This window comes from Nocardia sp. NPDC059195, from assembly GCF_042754695.1.
GTDB lineage: Bacteria > Actinomycetota > Actinomycetes > Mycobacteriales > Mycobacteriaceae > Nocardia.
The window spans coordinates 39,556-56,130 of the sequence record NZ_JBHZBG010000038.1 but is presented as its reverse complement, the minus strand read 5'-3'; the positions used below and the strand labels follow the sequence as shown (position 1 = coordinate 56,130).

Sequence of the window (16,575 nt, the reverse complement as noted above, 5' to 3'; positions counted from 1 at the left end):
ATCCTGCCAAGTCGGTGTCCACTACCCGGGGTGAACCTCCAAGGCCGGGTAGTTAGCGTTTTCGCTGGTAGCGCAAGCAGTTTGAAGATTCTGGGCATAGGGCAACGGAGCTCGTTGGTTCAGGTAGTCGACCAAGACAGCCTGTTCCCGAGGAGCTCCGTTGCCCTTTCATTCTCCCCTGCCTCCCGCGTTGGCGGCGTTCACCCGGACTGTGACCGTGGCCGCAGGCAGGTTCGCGGCCGGTCATCTCGGCGAGTTGACCGTGGTGGTGCCCTTCGAACTGGTCGACGCGGTATTGGAGGAAACCCGGTCGGTGCAGCGCCGGTTGCGTGATCTCCCGTCGCGGGTCGGGGTCTACTTCCTGCTAGCGATGTGCCTGTTCCCCGAGGTGGGCTATCGGGCGGTCTGGGACAAACTCACCGCTTCGCTGACCGGGATACCGTTGCCCGCCCCAACCGCGAAAGCGTTGCGGGACTTGCGTCGTCGGGTAGGTGTCGCGCCGATGCGAAAGTTGTTCGATGTGCTGGCCGGGCCGTTAGCACAGCCCTCGACCCCGGGGGTTCGGTTCGGGCGGTATCGGATGGTGTCATTCGATGGCTGCACCTCCCAGAAAGTGCCCGCCACCGCCCGCAACCGGGCCTGGCTGCGAGCCACCGCCCACTACCCCTACCCGATGCTGGAACTGATGACGCTTGGTCGAGACCGGCACCCGCGCGGTGATCGGGGCAGTGTTTGGGCCTACCGACCTGGGCGAGACCGGCTACGCCGCCAAGCTGCTGCACCTACTACGCCCGGACATGCTGGTGTTGTGGGATCGGGGCTTCGACAGCAACGACTTCCTCGTCAACGTCGCCGCGACCGGCGCCCAAGTATTGGGTCGGGCACGCAGCAACCGGCGAATCCCGGTCTTGGCCCGCTTGGGCGACGGCTCCTACCTCGCAGTCATCGCCGGTATCGGGGTGCGGATCATCGACGCCCAGATCACCGTGACCTGCGTCGACGACACCGTGTTCACTGCCAGCTACCGACTGGTCACGACCCTGACCGACGCCCGCGCCTACCCAGCAACGAGGCTGGTAGCCCTCTACCACCAGCGATGGGAACACGAATCCGCCTACTACGCCCTACGCCACACGATCATGGCCGGACGAGTCCTGCGCTCGGGCGACCCCGTCGGCATCGAACAGGAAATGTGGGCACTACTAGCCCTGTACCAAGTGCTGCGCGTTGTGATGGTCGACGCTGCGGAATCTCGTCCAGGTGTCGATCCGGACCGTTGCAGCTTCGCCATCGCTTTCCATACCGCCCGTGACCAGGTCCTCACCGCGGACGGGGTCGTTCCCACCGGGACCGGTCTTCTCGGGCGGATCGGTGTGCGGGTCCTGGGCAACTTGCTACCGCCACGCCGACAACGGGTCAGCACCCGCAAGGTGAAATCACCGATATCGCGCTACAACGAGCGCCTCAACGACGGGCGGCCCGACACCAGCCGCACCGTCACCAATCTCGACCTCGCCATCATCGTGCCCGAAACCGAACTACCGCCGCTGCCAACCATTTCCCGCCACGACGGCCGCGTTGCCCCGCAACAGCGCAGACGCCACAGGATCCTGGACCTGCTCGACACCGAGCCCACCCGCTTATGGAGAGCCCGCGACATCGCCACTCACTTCGGCGACATCACCCTCAACACCATGTACAGACAGCTAACCCGGTGGGCCGACGACGGTGTCATCCACAAACTCGGCCCAGGCCTCTACAGCGCTACCGCATGGTCAGCGGAAACTCTTGCATGACAAGCGAAAACGCTAACTACCCGGCCTTGGGTGAACCTCACACAACCTCACGCCCACCCGGCGCGGTGTAGCGCACACCGAGCTTGGCACCCGTGAACTTGCCGTCCGCTGAGGTGCCAACGTAGGCGGCAACGTGGTGTCGCTGTTCGGTCGACGGTCGGCGGTCGGCGGTCGGCCGGGTAGCTCGGCTACGAACCCGCCCGGCGCAGGTCCAACGCAACGTTGACCAGCGCGCGGGCGGGTTCGCCGTAGGCTGCCTGGTCTGCCAACAGACCGAAGGTCTTCTCATGCAGGCAATTTCAGACGGCCGGGTGATAGTGAGTTCGGCGCTCACAGTCTCAGTGACCACTTGCACGCGGTCGTAGAGCACGAAATTCGTTGCAGGCGCAAGATATTCAGCCTCCAGCGGGATCACACCAAGCCGGACGTTCGGCCGGTCCAGCTCAGCCAGAACACTTTCCAGCTGCTCGGCCATCACCGCGCTGTCGCCCACGGTCCGGCGTAGCGCTGCCTCACCGATCAGGATGTGGAAGCGGTGCCCACCGCGCTGTAGAACGCGCTTCCGGGCCATCCGCATCGCTACCGATTCTTCCAAATCATCACGGCCGCCAGTGATTGCGATGCAGGCGCGCAATATGCCCCGCGCGTAGCCCTCAGTCTGCAACAGGCCGGGCATAGTGTCGGGGTCAAACCACCGAATGAGGCGCGTCTGGCCCTCGAGTTCGATGGATTGGCGCTGTCGGTGGGCGTGGCCTGCCGCTACGGTGCGCTGCCACTCCAAGTACATCGAGCGCAGATTGCGCACGCTAGCAACGAGATCGTCTAGTACGGCAAGGTTGACGCACGCCTCGCACCAGAGCGCTAGGTCGGCTTCGGTGGGGGCTTGTTGACCGCGCTCGATGCGGGTGATCTTGCTGGAATGCCAGCCGCACCGAGCAGCGAGATCGACGCCAGACAAATGGGCACCCCGGCGCAACTCCCGAAGGCGTGCACCGAGCGCGGCCCGTGCGTCATCTACAGCGTTCACGGCGCGTGCGCGTGCTCACTGTTGGCGTACTGAGTGTGATCAATTCCCTTCTGCCACAACGGCACCCGCACCTGCACGCAGCGGCCAACGATTGCAGGATCGGTGGTGATCGACAGGCCCATGAACTCACCCGTCGCCGCGAAGGTAGTGAAGGCCACGGTGTCATCATCGAACAGCCAGTAGTCATCACCAGGCACCTCAGCCGGGTCGGTAAGGTGACGCGGCAACCACCGCACCGCCTCCCCCACTTCCAGCCGGGTTTCTGTCTCGCTGAGCAGCCACCGCGTGTAGTCCGAGTGCGGCACGGTCACCACGCGCAACCGCTCAAGCGCGATGCCGCGCCCGGCCGTCTCCACCATCAGGTCATCCCAAGCCTTCCAGGACTCGGGCTGTTCCTCGGTTTCGTAGGGTTCGCCTGCCGCCCAACGGCGCAGCGCTTCAACCTCATCGGCCACGCCGTAGGTGTCTTGCACTTCCAGGTGAAAGGCGCGGTGCCGAGCCGCGCGGAACAGCGGCGCGAAAATCCCGTCACCGGCGACGTGCAGCATCAGCGCACCACCACGGCCGTCTCGTCATCGTCGAGCATGAGCTGTGCGAGGACTTCGGGCGCGGTGATCTGCTCGCCACTCACCAGGAACGAACCGGGGGCGTCGCTGGCTTCCACCGGCAGCTTCATACCCGGCTCCAGCCAGCCGAGGAGCGCATGAGGCACCAGTACCGTCCCGGCGCGGTCGGTGATGTTGCCCTGGATCACCAGCTCGCCGGTTTCGGCGGCGAATACCGCCGGGCAGGAGCCGTGACCCGAGCCCGAGCCGACGTGTCGCAGTTTCAAGTGTGAGTGCATTGGAGCCGCCTTTGCGATTGAGACGAACGTACCTCGCAATCGTCCTTCTAATTGTGCCCGGGGATCAACATCATTCGCAAAGCCTCGCAAAGTCATAGTGCGCGCCGAGATTGCCCGCCTAGCGTTCGTACTGCCTCGCCGCCGGGCTGATCCGGCCCGGTACCGGTTCCCCGGCGGCGGGCGCATTGACGAATGACCCACCAGGGGGACTGATGAGCGAAGCGATCAAACCTCAGCTTGATGCGCTAACCGAACGGGCCGCGTGCCGGTCGATGGCAATCCGCCGGGCACCCGAACCGCCGTACGGGTGGGAGCTGTACAGCCCGTTCCGGGTCGTCTGCCACGGCTCGCTCGACAACGTAGCCGCGTGGCTCACCGCAGCCGAACAGCGCGACGGATGTCCCATGACCGTGGGCGAGACCAGCGGGCGGGCAGACGGGTGATCACGCTCGGGTTCGTCGTTGCGGTGGGCCTGCCACTGGCTGTGATCATCGGGGTAGTGCTGTGGCCCGAGCGCATCCCGCCGGACCGCACCGTGTCAGCCATTCAGCCGCGCATTGCGAGCGAAAACGTCCCCCACCTGCGGAGACGCAGCCCCAGCTCCGGCCCACCCCGCTAGGGGCTGTGCCGCTCCCGCTAGAGGCCGCTAGCCCCCGCGCAAGGCCGCCGGAAACCGGCCAAAACCACAAGGCCAGTGGGACTTTGAGAGCTGCCGCTGCATATTTCCGCAGGTCACCGGGGTGTCGCCGGACCGAGCCGGAGGTTCTTAAAATCCGCACAGTCAGGGTTCGAGTCCCTGTGGGGGCACTCTTTCATCGCAGGTTATCGACGTGAGGACGCCCGTCGCGCTTTGACATCGAGGGCGGCGGCAACCGATTCGAGGTCTTCGTCGGAGGAGATCTCGGTGCTCATATCTTCAGCGTGTGCTCTCGGGCCATCGCGATGAACTAGGTTCGAATCGTGACCGCAGCTAACGAGATCCGTGCAGGCGAAGACTTTTACCGGCGGACGCACAACCAGCTGCCGGGGGCGATGAGCCGATACGTCGTCGCGAACCCGCTGCCCGACGGACGATCCAGCTATCAGTATCTTGCCGACCAGGTTCCGAACGCTCAGGAAGTCCTTGATCTCGGCTGCGGCGACGGTTCCCTGCTCGCGGTCCTAGCCCGAAACGGCGCGACCAGACTCGCCGGCATCGACCTGTCCGACGTCGAACTCTCGGCCGCCATGCAGAGACCAGAGCTGTACAGCGCAGATTTGCGGCAGGGACGGGCCCAGGAGCTCCCATTCGCTGACAACTCGTTCGACACCGTGATTTCCCATATGGCGTTGATGCTGATGGCAGAGATCGAACAGGTTTTTGCGGAGGCGGCTCGAGTACTGAAACCGGCTGGCAGGCTGGCGATCTCGGTCGGGCTCAAGCCCGCGGACAGCAGCGGACGCGCGCTGTTTCTGGAGGTGGCGCGACCGATCTTCGCCAGTGCACAGCAATCGGGGTCGATGCCCTCACTCGGGGACCGCCGTACGCGCACCCGAGAGGGGCTGAACGAGTTGGCTTCAGCTGCCGGATTCCAGCCCATCGACTGGACCGAGATCAGCCACGGTCCACACGCGACGCCAGAGCAGACATGGCAGTCCGCTGTCGACTCCTACTACGACGCCACCCTCATCGACACACGCCAGCTCCAGCGCCTACGTGACGAATTCCTCGAACAAGCTTCGAACCTGACCGAGGAAGGGCTGCTCGCACACGGTGCTCGCATGGCAATCGCAACGACTCGGCTCAGCTGACTCGAACACCTCATCGCCGCGAACAGTTCAACCATCGTGAGCATTGAAGCATTGATCAGTGGCGATGCCGTTCTGGGGCGAGCCGGCGCGGCCTGGCACACTCCCGAAGTCGTCGACCCGACCGCGGTGCACCAGACCATCGATACGTTGCCCGTGCACTCGGTGTTTCCGACCACGGACGGCCCGTCCGCGAGAACGGTGGGCTGTTGCGCATCACGTCCTTGAAGGGGACTCCTCCAGATGGTCAGTCGTGTTGAGAGGACGTAGCAACGGCCTCCCACTGCGTGCGAGCGGCAGCGAACAGGTCAACGCACACCGCCACGAGGTCGGTGGGGTCGTCACGGCGCCCGTCCATCAACCAGTCGACCAGCAGGTGGTTGACACCGCCGACCAGTGCTGTCGCGGTCAGCCGCTGGGCTCGTGCGGGGGTGCCTGTCATCCAGGTGGCCGTCACGGTGTCGACGAAATCGCGTAATACCCGGTGACGACGCTGTTCCATGTCCGGTGAGACGCCGACGACTTCGATGAGAACTACCCGCGCGCGGCGTGGGTCACTGGTCAGGTATCCGATGAAGCCGTCGAGTCCTGCTGCGGTAAGCACATCGAGATCAGGTTCGGCCTGTTGGAGCGCGGTGATGGTCGCCGCGCGCATCGCCTCGGCCAGGTTGTCGTAGAGGGCGGCGAGGCAGACCTCCCGGTTGGGAAACGACTCATAGAAATAGCGCTCGGTGACGCCGGCGCCGCGGCAGATCTGCTTGATCGACGCGGCCGCGTAGCCGGAGGTGCCGAACTGCTCCAAAGCCGACTCGAGGATGGCCGCGCGGCGCAGGCGCACTCGCTCCTCCGGCGCTACGCCGGAGTACTTGCGGCTGGAAAGTTTCGGGCCGGAGGGTCCTGGGCTGGTCATTGGGCCTTTCCTTCCTGCCGATGAGGTGCAATACTAGCTGAACAACTTTTGACAATCGAGATTGCCCAACATGGCCCGTGGCAGTCGAACCCCATCCGAGAAAGGCGGCATGCCATGACGGGAACACCATTGGCCGGGCGCATCGTGGCGGTCACCGGCGGCGCGCAGGGCATCGGGCGTGAGATCGCGCGCCAGCTCGCCGAGGCCGGTGCGCGGGTGGCGATCGGCGACCGCGACGCCAAGGCCGCCGAGGCAACCGCGCAAGCGCTGCCGGGACAGGTGCGTGCGTTCGCTCTCGATGTGACCGACACCGAGTCGTACCGCCGGTTCCTGGCCGAGGTCACCGACCTGTGGGGTCCGCTCGATGTGCTGGTCAACAATGCCGGGGTGATGTGGGTCGGGGCCTTCGGCGACGAACCCGAGTCCGCGACCGAGCGCATGCTCGCGGTGAACCTGCACGGCGTGATCCGTGGTGTGCGACTCGTCGCGCCACAGATGCGCGCCCGCGGCAGCGGCCACATCGTCACCGTCGCCTCGGCCGCCTCCAAGCTCGCCCCGCCCGGGGAGTCCACCTACGCCGCGACCAAACACGGCGTGCTCGGCTACCTCACCGGGGTTCGTGAGGAACTGCGCGGCAGTGGCGTGCACGTGTCGGTGATCATGCCCGGCGTGGTGGACACCGAACTCGCGGTCGGGACCGACAGCGGCGCGACCGCCCGGCTGCAGCCCGCCGATGTCGCCGCCGCCGTCGTGGGGGTGCTGCGCCGCCCGCGATTCCAGGTAGCCATCCCCTCGACCATCGACCTGCTGGTCCGCGTCACCACCCTGCTACCGCAGTCGCTGCGCGATCTGGTGCTGCGCCGCGCAGTGCCCAACCAGGTCGAGGCCGTAGAGCGCTCGAGCACCCGCGACCAGTACGAAGCCCGCGCCTTGTCCGGCACCACCGACCCGAAGAAGGACCGATGACCACCACCGAATCCGCCACCCTGCGTCCGATCCCGGAATTCGATGGCGTCCATGACATCTGGCCCCGAGGAAAGCGGCTCGACGCCATCCGCGAGGCAGCCGAGAACTACCGGGAACGCTTCGTGCGCCAGGGCCAGGTGCGCGCGGTCAAGAGTTTCGACATCGCCGCAGCACCGTATCCGGCGCAGTTCGCGTTCCAGAACTACTCGGTCAGCGTCAACCCCTTCATCTCGATCATCAACCGCATGTTCGTGATCCAGTTCGAGGGATTCGACGGCAAGCTCAAGACCCTGGTGTGGGAACCCACCGTGGCCGCCGGGTCGGCCGAAGCCCCGTTCTACGGCCAGCTGCAGCGCTTCGGCCGCCGGATCGGCCTGGAATCACTGTTCGTCAAGTACTACAACGACCCCGATCAGGTACTGCCCCGGCTCGGGTTGACCAATGCCGACGTGGACTACATCAGCTTCGACCACCTCCACGTGCAGGACCCCCGCATGATCGTGGGCAGCAGCGAGCCGATCGAGGGCGAGTCCGAGCCGCGCGAGCCGTTGTTCCCCAACGCGAAACTGGTCGTGCACCGCAGCGAGCTGGGCACCTTCGAATCCATGCACCCGATGCAGTGGGCATGGTATGTCGACGGCGGTATGAACGGCGTCCCCGAAGACAAGCTCGAGATCTTCGATGGCGACGTCGAACTCGGCGTCGGAGTCAGCCTGCTGTGGACGCCCGGCCACACCGACGGCAACCACTCCCTGGTCGTCAACACCCCCGACGGGGTGTGGGTGTCCTCGGAGAACGGGATGGCCGCCGACAGCTGGCAACCCGAGCTGTCGAAGATCCCCGGCGTGCGCCGCACCGCCGAGTTCTACGGGCGCGAAGTCGTGCTCAACGCCAACACGCTCGAAGACTCCCTCGACCAGTACGACTCCATGGTCAAGGAGAAGACTCTCGCCTCCCCGTCGCCGCGAAACCCGCAGTGGCGCCAGATCATTCCGTCCTCGGAGTGCGCGAACTGGAAGCGGCAGTGGCCGGTGGTGCCGACCTTCAGCCACGGCGGCCTCGACTACGGCACCATCACCGTCCCCACCCGGTAACCCGAGCCGCCGACAAGCGAATCCGATGCCCGTACACCGCCGTGCGGTATCGCGATTTCTCTCTGACCGGCAGGACGAGTCGTTGTGAGCACTGATGATCGGCATTCACCAGCCGGTCCGGAAGTGATTCGGCGACAACGCGATTCAACATCCTTGGCGGCGGATACGAATAAATTGGGGAGATCGACATGGCAGTACACACCGGCGCTGATGATCATGTGATAACCGTGAAACGCTCATTCGCCGCACGGTTGACCATCTGGGCATCGCGAATCTTCGTTCGACCGACACTGTGGCTACTTCCGCTGCACTCGTCGATCGGGGTTTACGGCTACCGTTTCACGCAGATCGTGGCCTGCCGGATGTGGTTCGGTCCGACACTCCCGCACACCAAGGTCGATGCCGGGGGGCCCAACGGCAGGACCGTCGGCGAATGGGTGGGCGGGCAGCCGGAGCCCGGCGGCCGGTTGATCTATTTCATCCACGGCAGCGGATACATCAGTTGCAGCCCGTGGACCCATCGCGGCCTGGTTTCGGAACTGTCGCGCCGACTGCATCGACCTGTCTTCGCCGTGCGCTATCGGTTGGCGCCGAAGTACCGTTTCCCGGCCGCCCACGACGACGTTCTCAATGGTTACCTGGCGTTGATCGAACAGGGACACCGGGCGAGCGAGATCATCGTGATGGGCGATTCCGCCGGTGGTCACCTCGCCTTGGGGCTGTGCGGCCAACTGCGCGAACTCGGTCTCGAACAGCCCGCCGCGGTGGTCGGGTTCTCGAGCGTCGTCGACCCGACCTGGCAACTGGCCCAAGCCCACAACAAACTCGTGTGGGATCAGTTCATCTCCGGCAAGACTGGTCCGCGAATCATGCAGACCTATCTGAAGGGGGCGGATTTCAGTGATCCGCGCCTGGATGTGCTCGGCGCGGTCGGACCCGACCTGCCACCGATGCTGTTGCAAGCAGGCGGGAGCGAAGTTCTCGCCTCGGACTCCGAAATCTATGCCGCGGCATTGCGCTCAGCAGGCGGACGATGCGAGCTCGAGGTGTGGTCCGGCATGTTCCATGTGTTCCAGATGGGTTACGCACAGCTATCGGAGGCACGAGGCGCTCTCGACAGTGTCGAGCGGTTCGTCGCGAGCATCGACGCGATCAGCGATATTTGACCATCGGCTGGATTATGTTGTAAATCTGACAATTGCCGATGCCCGATTAGGTGCGGTGCAGAGATGATCAGGGGATGCGGGGCAGCGCGTGTGATCAGACATCGACGCGCACCTGCTCTTCCCTCGATCTGTGGAGCTCTACGATGAATTTCGCCTTCAGCCTCTCCGCGCTGAAGCGGCCGACCATAATGGTCGGCTGTCTCGCCACCACCGTCGCTGTGCTGTGCGGAGCACCCGCGCACGCGCAACCAGCGGTTGCCCCGATCGCCGTGGCCAACCCCTATTCGGCGCATCCGCTGCCGTCGACCGCTCCTGGCGACATCATCGCCAGCCAACCGGTGACGATCCCGACAGTGCCGGCCCGGTCCACCCTCATCAGCTACCAGAGCGTGGACGCGCTCGGCGCCCCGATGGCCGTCTCGGCAACGGTTCTTGATCCGTTCATGCCGTGGACCGGGCCGGGCGAACGCCCACTGGTCACCTTCACGGTCGGCACCCACGGTCAAGGCGATCAGTGCGCGCCCTCCAAGCTGCTCACCGGATTGATCCACTACAGCCCGCTGCTGGACGTGATGCTCGAATACGAGACCGCGTTCATCGATCTGCTGCTCGCGCGCGGCATCGCCGTGGTGGTAACCGACTACCAGGGCTTGGGCACCCCGGGCACCCACACCTATTTCAATCGTGCCGCCGAAGCGCACGCGGTACTCGATGCCGCCCGTGCCGCACAGCGTCTGCCGGGTACCAGCATCCCCGCGAACGGTCCGGTCGGAATCTGGGGCTACTCCCAAGGCGGCGGCGCGGCGGCGGCCGCCGCTGAATCCGCCGGCACCTACGCGCCCGAACTCGATCTGCGCGGCACCTTCGCCGGTGCGCCCGTCTCGCACCTCGACGACGTGCTCAGCTACTTCGACGGCACCTTGATCTCCGGCGCCATCGGCTACTACCTCAACAGCGTGATGGCCGTCTATCCCGAAGCCGTGCCCGAGATCGAGGCAATACTGAACCCGGCCGGCATGGCCATGCTGGACACTGTCCGCAACCAGTGCCTGTTCGAGACCACCTTCACCTACGGTCTGCAGCAATCGCGGCAGTGGACCACCAGTGGGCGTCCGATCGCCGAGCTGCTGATCGAAAACCCCGTGCTGAGCGCGATTCTCGACGAACACCGAGTCGGTAACGGCACGCCGAGCGCACCAGTCCTGATCATCACCGGCGACAACGACGACATCGTGCCCGCCGACCAGGCCCGCAAGGTGGCCCAGAGCTGGTGTTCACGCGGCGCCACCGTCGACCTCGTCAATTCCCCGGTCCCGGACTTCCTGTCCGGCTTGGGCCCCGGCCACAACATCAACGAATACGCCGCCAACTTCCTGTGGACCCAGCCGCTGCTCGACCAGATGTTCTACGGCGCCCCAGCTCGCAACACTTGCGGGGCATAAGCCGACCCGGTGCCACCAGGGTCGGAGACTCCGTGCTCTCGCCCCTGGTGGCTCGGACGCCGTTGACGGTGCACGCGCAGGTGCTCGCGGCGCCGCCGGGCGCCTGAAAACGGCTACGGGCAGTCCGGGGCGGGGGCGTCGACGAAGAGTGGTTCCCCCGCGCGATTGAGGTAGGCGACGTACATCTGCGCAGGCCCGCTGCCGAGATTGCGGCCGACATGCACGTGAGCGGGCCCGACGGTCTCGGACAGTCCCTGGCCCGCCGAATACGTGACCGGCACGCAGTCAGTCTCGTAGCGCGTCACCGCGCCCGCGGTGACGACGGCGAGGACGTTGCCGTCGTGATAGTGCCACCCGAGCGTTCCCCCTGGCGCGATGGTGATCCGCCGGAAGGTGAACGTGCTCGGCAGCGAGGCGAAGGGGCTGAATTCGCTCACATCGATGAGGGTCAGCGGTTCGACGCTCACGCCGGAGGACGGTGTGGCCGAAGTCGATGGCGCGAGGGCGACGACTGCGGCGGCGACCACCACGGCGCCGGCAAAAGCATTCCGGTGGATTCGCATCTTCGTAGTATACGAGCGGACTACCTGCACGAATAGCTGAAATAAACCGACCGACACGGCACGAAACGGGCGGCACGCTCCGGGGCCGGAGCGTGCCGCGAGCTCGGATCGCCGGCGGACTACCCGGCGGTCAGTCCCTTGGCGATATGGGTGACCTGGATTTCGTTGCTGCCCGCGTAGATCATCAGCGACTTGGCGTCGCGGGCCAGCTGTTCGACCTTGTACTCGGCCATGTACCCGTTGCCGCCGAACAGCTGCACGGCCTCCATCGCGACCTCGGTGGCGGCGCGGGAGGAGTAGAGCTTCATCGCCGATGCCTCGGCGAGGGTCACCTGGTCGCCCGCGGCGGTGCGCTCGATGGCGTTGAACACCATGTTCTGCACGTTGATTCGGGCGATCTCCATCTCGGCCAGCTTCAGCTGGATGAGCTGGAACTGCGCGATCTCCTTGCCCCACAGCTTGCGGGACTTGGCGTAATCGATGCTCAGGCGATGGCATTCGTTGATGATGCCGAGCGCCAACGAGGCGATGCCGATGCGTTCGGCCGCGAAAGACTCTTTGGCGCTGGACTTTCCGTCGCCCTTCGCCGGGTTCTCGGTTTCGCCGAGCAGGCGGTCCGGCGTGATGCGGACGTTCTCGAAGAACAGTTCGCCGGTGGGCGAGGAGTTCATCCCCATCTTCTTGAACGCGGGGCTCTGCACGAAGCCGGGCATGCCCTTGTCGAGTACGAACGCCAGCACCTTGCGGTCGCGCCGGTCGACGCCGTCCTCTTCATCCAGCTTGGCGTAGACGATGGTGACGTCGGCGTGCGGACCGTTGGTGATGAAGGTCTTGCGTCCATTGAGGATGTAGTCCTCGCCGTCACGGCGGACGTAGGATTTCATGCCGCCGAAGGCGTCCGAACCCGAATCGGGCTCGGTGATCGCCCAGGCCCCGACCTTGGCCATGGTGACCAGCTCCGGCAGCCAGCGCTTCTTCTGAGCGAGCGTGCCGCGGCTGCGGATGGTGCCCGCGGTGAGACCGAGGCTCACCCCCATCGACGCCACCAGGCCGAGGCTGACACCGGCGAGTTCACTGTTGAGAACGACGCCCATGCTGCCCGCGCCACTGAATCCGCCGCTCGACTTGGCCGCGCCGGTGCCGGCTTCTTCACGGGCGAAGGCCTTTTCGAGCCCGTCCCGCGCCATCTCGTCGAGCCCGAACGTCGCGAACAACTTGCGGATGATGTCGAACGGCGGCAGCGCGCCGCTTTCCAACTGATCGATGTGCGGGGTGACCTCCTTGGCGATAAAGCCACGCACCGCGTCGCGGAACATCAGGTCTTCATCGGACCACTGATACATGTCGTGAACTCCCGAGGGATCGCCGGAACTTTCCCTCAAATATAGAACACGTTCTAATTCGATGACTGACGGACGCCGCGACGCCGGACATCGACCAGCGCGGTCGTGGCGGTGATGTCACGAGACAGGTCGCCCGGCGGCCCCGATCAGACGAAGGTGCGGGTGATGATCGGGGCGACGAAATCTTGGAGCATGGCGCGCTCGTCAGTTTCGTCTCGACCGGGGGTGGCAAGGAGGGAGACGATGACCCGGGTGAGCCAGCGGGCCAGACGGCTGCGTTCGGGGTCGCTCAGGTCAGTGTCGGTGAACATGGCTGCCGCGAGGGATTCGATGACATCGGAGTCCTGGCTGATTCGGCTCGCCGCGCCGGAATCGCCCGGCCGGAACCAGGCGATGAGCAGGGGGTCGGCACGGACCGCCTCGACCGCGCCGAGCATCGCGGCGATGACGCGCTCGCCGGGGTCGGCGATATGGCGGACCTGGTCGTCGAGGCTCGCCACGATACGGCGAGTTTCACGGTGCACGAACGCGATTCGCACCGCCTGGCGATTGTCGAAGTAGCGATACAGCGTGGCCCTCGAGCACCCGGCCGCCTTGGCGATGTCGCCCATGCCGACCGCGGCGACCCCGTGTTCGGCGAACAGTTCCGCGGCCGCGTCGAGGATGCGTTCGGCCGCCAGATCCGCCCGATCGGTGGCCAGCCAGTCGCCGCTCACGCCGAGCTCGCCGCGCGGAACGGGACCGAGATGGGCCAGCGCACATAGTTGCCGTGCGCCCACTGCACCGCGTCGAGGTCGACGGTGAAGTCGGGGCAGCGGGTGAGGAGTTCCTCGAGCGCCACTCGCGCCTGCATGCGGGCGGCGGCCGCGCCGAGGCAATGGTGATGCCCGTGGCTGAAGCTGAGGATGCGCTTGGGGTTGCGCCGGATGTCGAGTTCGGCTGCGGTGGGGCCGAATTCGCGTTCGTCGCGGTTGGCCGAACCGTAGAGCAGCAGGACGCGGCGGCCCTCGGGGATGGTGGTGTCGTGCAGTTCGACATCGCGGGTGGTGGTGCGGGCCAGGCCCTGCACCGGCGAGGTCATCCGCAGGAACTCCTCGATGGAATCCGGGATGAGCGCGGGATCGTCGATAAGCAGTCGCCGCTGGTCCGGGTTGGCGGTGAGCAGTTGGACCGCGCCGCCGAGGTTGCCGGTGGTGGTGTCGTTGCCGCCGGTGATCATGGTGAACGCGAAGCCGAGAATCGCGACCAGGCCCTCGTTGTCGCCGTCGGCGCCGAGGCCGGAGGCCAGCAGGTGCGAGATGGTGTCGTCGCCCGGTTCGACGCGGCGACGGGCGATCAGTTCGCTGAAGTAGCCGACCATTTCACCGACCGCGGTGAAGGCGTGCTGGTCGCCTGCGGCCAGCCCGGCCCCCGCGACCGCGCCGCCGACGATGTTCTCGGTCCACGCGTCGAACTTGGCGTGATCTTGTTCCGGCACACCCAGATAGTGGGCGACAACCATGGTGGGCAGCGGCTTGAACAGCTCCTTGACGATGTCGCCCCCGCCCGCCGCGCGCAGCCGCTCGATGCGTTCGACGACGAACTTGCGCACCGCGGGCTCGACCGAATTCACCTGGCGCGGTGTGAATCCCGGTGACACCCGGCGCCGGAAATCGGTGTGCTCTGGCGGGTCCATGAAGACGAACGGCTTGACGGCGCCGAACCCGGCGGCCGCCAGGTCGACGTAGTCCACGGTCAGTCCCGACGCGGAGGAGAAGGTCGCGGGGTCGCGCGCCGCCGTCCACACATCGGCATGCCGCGACAGCACGTAGAAGTCGTTGCCTGCCTGCTCGGCGGGGACCACCCGGTGCACAGGATCGTGCTCACGCAAAGCGGAGTACATGGACCAGGGGTCACGCCAGGTTTCTCCGGAGCGAAGCTCGAAGCCGACCGCATGAGACGTCGTTGAACTCATGCCTCCAAGATAAGATATATTGGTTCATATGTCTCGCGATTGGTGGGCGAAATGCAAGCCTCCACCAGTTCCACATGTGCTGAATTAGTTCAGCACTATGTGTAGCCTGGGGGTATGAAGTCTTTACCGTTCAGCGAGCTCATCCGTAAGCAGACGTCGGTCTTCCCTCTGTTGGCCGAGTCCGATGTCATGCTCGAACGGCGCGATGCTGAGAATGTTGTGCTGATGCGCGACGAGCGCTACCAGGCGATGGACGGAGCGCTACGAATCGCCGCGCGGTCCCTCACCCTGGTAGCGAAGGCCAACCGCCAGATGGCCGAGGAAGTGCTCGCAGAAGAACTCCCCTGGCTCACCTGGCTACCTTCAGAGCATCGCGCAGAAGCCGTACGCGAGTTGCTCGACCACCTTGTCGCTGGCGCCGATACAGGCTTCTACCTGCCATTTCAGCGAAATTTGATCGCATGGAAGCACACCGCGCAGATCTACACCGATCCCGCGCTCGTCCGCGATCTCAGCGGACCTTTCGAGCGCACAGACCATGGGGAGATCGGCCGACCCAAGGCGTCGGAGTGAGTGGGGTCAAAATACGAGGTCACCGGCGGGGGTCGGATTTGGTACGCCATCGATGATGAAACCCGCACCATCTGGATCACCAAAGCTGCAACAGGCCATCCCGGCGTGACAGACAAGGGTGGCGGTCGCCGCCTCCGCTGACCCAAGTCGCGGGCATATGCTCATGCTTCACAACAGGAATGCGAGACGGATCACCCTGGGGTTCGGTGGCCGGTCGGCGTAGGTTCATCGATAGCGGAAACCGGCGACACGAAGAGGTGTTATCGATGCGGGTGGTCAAGCGAGTTCGGGGATACGCCAAGGTCATCGGGCAGGCCCGGCGAAATCGTGGGGATCTGGTCGGGTGGCTCGGGCGACGGCCGCAGATCGCGGCGGCGACCGTGACCTATGAGACGGCGTTGTTGTTCAGCAACAAGCTCGATCCTCGGCTCAAAGAGCTGGCCGAGCTCAAGACGGCAGGGTTGGTGGCTTGTCAGTTCTGTCTCGATATCGCGTCGGCGCTGGCGCACACCGCCGGGCTGACCGAGCAGCAGCTCACCGATCTGCCCCGGTACCGGACCAGCGACGCCTATACCGAGCTGGAGAAGTTGGTGATCGCGTTCGCCGAGGCGATGACGGTAACCCCGGCGGTCGACATCGACGAGCTGCGCGAAACCCTGCTCACCCACCTCTCGAAGGCGCAGCTCACCGAGTTGGCCGCCGGCATCGCGTGGGAGAACCAGCGCGCCCGCCTCAACCAGGGTCTGGGGGTGCGGCCGACCGGGATGGCCGATGGGATGGCGTGCGCGATGCCGGAACCACGCGTGGACTCATGAGTGGTCAACGCGTGGCCGGTGGCGTGGTGCACGAGTTGCCCACAGACTTGCGCGAGGCACTGCTCGCCAATTCTGTGGCGCTCGCGGCCTGGCACGACATCACGCCGCTGGCCCGCAACGAGTTCATCTGCTGGGTCGAGGACGCTAAACAGGCGGCGACCCGCGAGCGCCGCATTCGACGCACCCAGGAAGAGCTGGAAGAAGGACAGCGACGCCCGTGCTGCTGGCCTGGATGCAAACACCGTGAGCGCACCGGCGGATAGCGCAGCACAGCAGTTATACACACATACGTGT

At 65.3% G+C, this 16,575-nt stretch carries 18 protein-coding genes and 1 pseudogene; 11 read left to right on the top strand and 8 right to left on the bottom strand.

Translation table 11 applies throughout. From position 1 onward, the window contains the following. Positions 1–211 precede the first annotated feature (211 nt). Together ACFXKN_RS30815 and ACFXKN_RS30810 are read left to right on the top strand one after the other, a co-directional pair. Positions 212–508 (top strand): annotated as a pseudogene (locus ACFXKN_RS30815) (transposase domain-containing protein); the annotation flags it as partial. 184 nt (positions 509–692) lie between these two features. Next, positions 693–1,796, top strand: coding sequence for a transposase (locus tag ACFXKN_RS30810; RefSeq protein ID WP_378940681.1), 1,104 nt, complete (start codon positions 693–695; stop codon positions 1,794–1,796). 37 nt (positions 1,797–1,833) lie between these two features. On the opposite strand, the gene ACFXKN_RS30805 is transcribed toward ACFXKN_RS30810, so the two are convergent. The 3 genes from ACFXKN_RS30805 to ACFXKN_RS30795 form a co-directional block, all read right to left on the bottom strand. Then, positions 1,834–2,754, bottom strand: a complete 921-nt coding sequence (locus ACFXKN_RS30805) for a helix-turn-helix domain-containing protein (protein ID WP_378940682.1) — start codon at positions 2,752–2,754, stop codon at positions 1,834–1,836. Positions 2,755–2,819: 65 nt separating this feature from the next. Then, a complete protein-coding gene (locus ACFXKN_RS30800; RefSeq protein ID WP_378940683.1) occupies positions 2,820–3,371 on the bottom strand; it encodes a DUF6879 family protein in 552 nt (183 codons plus the stop codon). Then, entirely contained in the window at positions 3,371–3,667 is a 297-nt protein-coding gene (locus tag ACFXKN_RS30795) for a hypothetical protein (RefSeq protein ID WP_378940684.1), read from the bottom strand. Before ACFXKN_RS30795 ends, ACFXKN_RS30800 begins: the two co-directional genes overlap by 1 nt. A 212-nt stretch (positions 3,668–3,879) precedes the next feature. On the opposite strand from ACFXKN_RS30795, the gene ACFXKN_RS30790 reads away from it, so the two are divergent. Both ACFXKN_RS30790 and ACFXKN_RS30785 read left to right on the top strand, forming a co-directional pair. Continuing rightward, complete coding sequence (locus ACFXKN_RS30790) at positions 3,880–4,110, top strand: hypothetical protein (RefSeq protein ID WP_378940685.1); 231 nt, start codon at positions 3,880–3,882, stop codon at positions 4,108–4,110. Between the two features lie 517 nt (positions 4,111–4,627). Then, entirely contained in the window at positions 4,628–5,458 is an 831-nt protein-coding gene (locus ACFXKN_RS30785) for a class I SAM-dependent methyltransferase (protein ID WP_378940686.1), read from the top strand. A 244-nt stretch (positions 5,459–5,702) separates the two neighbouring features. Here the strand turns inward: ACFXKN_RS30785 and ACFXKN_RS30780 are convergent, their stop codons facing one another. After that, a complete protein-coding gene (locus ACFXKN_RS30780; protein WP_378940687.1) occupies positions 5,703–6,365 on the bottom strand; it encodes a TetR/AcrR family transcriptional regulator in 663 nt (220 codons plus the stop codon). A gap of 114 nt (positions 6,366–6,479) precedes the next feature. Between ACFXKN_RS30780 and ACFXKN_RS30775 the strand changes: the two genes are divergently transcribed. From ACFXKN_RS30775 to ACFXKN_RS30760, 4 genes are all read left to right on the top strand, one after another. Further along, on the top strand, positions 6,480–7,331 hold the full coding sequence (locus ACFXKN_RS30775; protein WP_379434339.1) for an SDR family oxidoreductase: 852 nt from the start codon (positions 6,480–6,482) through the stop codon (positions 7,329–7,331). Beyond that, positions 7,328–8,425, top strand: coding sequence for a hypothetical protein (locus tag ACFXKN_RS30770; protein ID WP_378940689.1), 1,098 nt, complete (start codon positions 7,328–7,330; stop codon positions 8,423–8,425). Before ACFXKN_RS30775 ends, ACFXKN_RS30770 begins: the two co-directional genes overlap by 4 nt. A gap of 188 nt (positions 8,426–8,613) precedes the next feature. Next, positions 8,614–9,591 carry an alpha/beta hydrolase gene (locus ACFXKN_RS30765; protein ID WP_379434336.1) on the top strand — a complete coding sequence of 326 codons (978 nt, stop codon included), beginning with the start codon at positions 8,614–8,616 and terminating at the stop codon, positions 9,589–9,591. Positions 9,592–9,734: 143 nt separating this feature from the next. Beyond that, on the top strand, positions 9,735–11,033 hold the full coding sequence (locus ACFXKN_RS30760) for an alpha/beta fold hydrolase (protein ID WP_378940691.1): 1,299 nt from the start codon (positions 9,735–9,737) through the stop codon (positions 11,031–11,033). Positions 11,034–11,146: 113 nt separating this feature from the next. On the opposite strand, the gene ACFXKN_RS30755 is transcribed toward ACFXKN_RS30760, so the two are convergent. The 4 genes from ACFXKN_RS30755 to ACFXKN_RS30740 form a co-directional block, all read right to left on the bottom strand. Next, the gene (locus ACFXKN_RS30755) at positions 11,147–11,596 is read right to left on the bottom strand and encodes a cupin domain-containing protein (RefSeq protein ID WP_378940692.1); all 450 of its coding nucleotides are present in this window, start codon (positions 11,594–11,596) and stop codon (positions 11,147–11,149) included. A 119-nt stretch (positions 11,597–11,715) separates the two neighbouring features. Next, the gene (locus tag ACFXKN_RS30750) at positions 11,716–12,939 is read right to left on the bottom strand and encodes an acyl-CoA dehydrogenase family protein (protein ID WP_378940693.1); all 1,224 of its coding nucleotides are present in this window, start codon (positions 12,937–12,939) and stop codon (positions 11,716–11,718) included. A gap of 146 nt (positions 12,940–13,085) precedes the next feature. Then, complete coding sequence (locus ACFXKN_RS30745) at positions 13,086–13,655, bottom strand: TetR/AcrR family transcriptional regulator (RefSeq protein ID WP_378940694.1); 570 nt, start codon at positions 13,653–13,655, stop codon at positions 13,086–13,088. Next, on the bottom strand, positions 13,652–14,893 hold the full coding sequence (locus ACFXKN_RS30740; RefSeq protein WP_378940695.1) for a cytochrome P450: 1,242 nt from the start codon (positions 14,891–14,893) through the stop codon (positions 13,652–13,654). Before ACFXKN_RS30740 ends, ACFXKN_RS30745 begins: the two co-directional genes overlap by 4 nt. A 114-nt stretch (positions 14,894–15,007) precedes the next feature. Between ACFXKN_RS30740 and ACFXKN_RS30735 the strand changes: the two genes are divergently transcribed. The 3 genes from ACFXKN_RS30735 to ACFXKN_RS30725 all read left to right on the top strand — a co-directional run bounded on the left by ACFXKN_RS30735 (position 15,008) and on the right by ACFXKN_RS30725 (position 16,544). Further along, a complete protein-coding gene (locus tag ACFXKN_RS30735) occupies positions 15,008–15,466 on the top strand; it encodes a hypothetical protein (protein WP_378940696.1) in 459 nt (152 codons plus the stop codon). Between the two features lie 266 nt (positions 15,467–15,732). Beyond that, positions 15,733–16,281, top strand: a complete 549-nt coding sequence (locus tag ACFXKN_RS30730; protein ID WP_378940697.1) for a carboxymuconolactone decarboxylase family protein — start codon at positions 15,733–15,735, stop codon at positions 16,279–16,281. After that, positions 16,278–16,544, top strand: a complete 267-nt coding sequence (locus ACFXKN_RS30725; protein WP_378940698.1) for a YdeI/OmpD-associated family protein — start codon at positions 16,278–16,280, stop codon at positions 16,542–16,544. The genes ACFXKN_RS30730 and ACFXKN_RS30725 overlap by 4 nt, the downstream gene beginning before the upstream one ends. Positions 16,545–16,575 lie beyond the last annotated feature (31 nt).